This window comes from Corynebacterium sp. HMSC08C04 (assembly GCF_001807495.1).
Classification (GTDB): domain Bacteria; phylum Actinomycetota; class Actinomycetes; order Mycobacteriales; family Mycobacteriaceae; genus Corynebacterium; species Corynebacterium simulans.
In genome coordinates, this window is sequence record NZ_KV789215.1 from 100,289 (window position 1) to 101,259 (window position 971).

A 971-nucleotide genomic window follows, 5' to 3' on the forward strand; every position below is an offset into this window, starting at 1 on the left:
CTGCAGCGCTTGCTGAAACAGTCATCCCAACTAGGGCGGCTACACGGCGTGCCTTCGAAACAAGGCCCAGCAGTACGAAGGTGTGGGATTCTTTGGCCCGAGAAGTAATCGCAGCATTTGAGGAGTAAGGGGTAAACGATGGCAATTCCAAAGGCTAAGAATAAGGCACGGGAAGAATCACCTGGAAATAGGTCGGAGAGCTCGCCCTCAACAAAGATGTTCGCTCAAGCTAATGATAAAGCGACACGTCTTCAGTTGTACGTCCGTGATCGACAATTGATTAAAGAACTCAAACTCGCTGCAGTGGAAGAAGAGAAGAGCATCTCCCAACTTTTTGAAGAGTGGGCAACACGATGGCTCGAAGAAAGAAGCTGATTAACTGGTGTATATACCTACACACATGTGTATGTAGGTATATACATTTATTCCTTCTAGCGCTCTGACCTCGCTGTTTTCTAAAGCTCTGGGCCTTGTTCTTCTTCAAGCTCATCAGCGGGTGCTTGTTCGTCGGTAGTGTCGCTGTCGCTGGTAACACTTTGCTGCTCTCCACCTAGGCCGAGGCTGGCGAGGAAGTCGAGGCTTGCTCGCGCACCTTCGTTCAGTCCGCTGGTGTCTTCGTCTTGAGTGTTGTCGGCGTTTTCCTCTTCTGGTGTGGTCTCGGGTGCAGGTTGCTCTTCCCCTACGGTGTTCTGGACGGCGGTGTCTTGCTCATCGTGGTGAGTCTCGTCATTGTCTGGTTCGTAGGCAGCAGCAATGGTTTCTGCGACCATGTCGCGGATTGCCTCTTGTGCTGGCTCGTCTAAGCCCAGGCGGCGTAGTTCATAGGTGCGTTGTGCGGCAAGTAGGTTGACTTCATCAGCGATGTAGCCTGCATGGTCGGCAACATCGTTGGGGACTTCCTCTGCGCGCAAGCGTGTGGCGATGTCTGCGCGGTCAGTGCTGAGAGCGGCTTGTTGGTAGGGGTGTTGCGG

1 protein-coding gene and 1 pseudogene are annotated in these 971 nt (G+C 53.0%); one reads left to right on the top strand and one right to left on the bottom strand.

Going from position 1 to position 971, the window contains the following annotated elements:
* Window positions 1-138 precede the first annotated feature (138 nt).
* Window positions 139-375, top strand: coding sequence for a peptide transporter (locus tag HMPREF3169_RS07495; protein WP_070456048.1), 237 nt, complete (start codon window positions 139-141; stop codon window positions 373-375).
* 80 nt (window positions 376-455) lie between these two features.
* Here the strand turns inward: HMPREF3169_RS07495 and HMPREF3169_RS07500 are convergent.
* Window positions 456-971: pseudogene (locus tag HMPREF3169_RS07500) on the bottom strand (conjugal transfer protein TraA); the annotation flags it as partial.

Excerpts from the sequence above, each read along its gene's own strand:
- HMPREF3169_RS07495 (WP_070456048.1), top strand. The coding sequence starts at position 139 with ATGGCAATTCCAAAGGCTAAGAATAAGGCACGGGAAGAATCACCTGGA.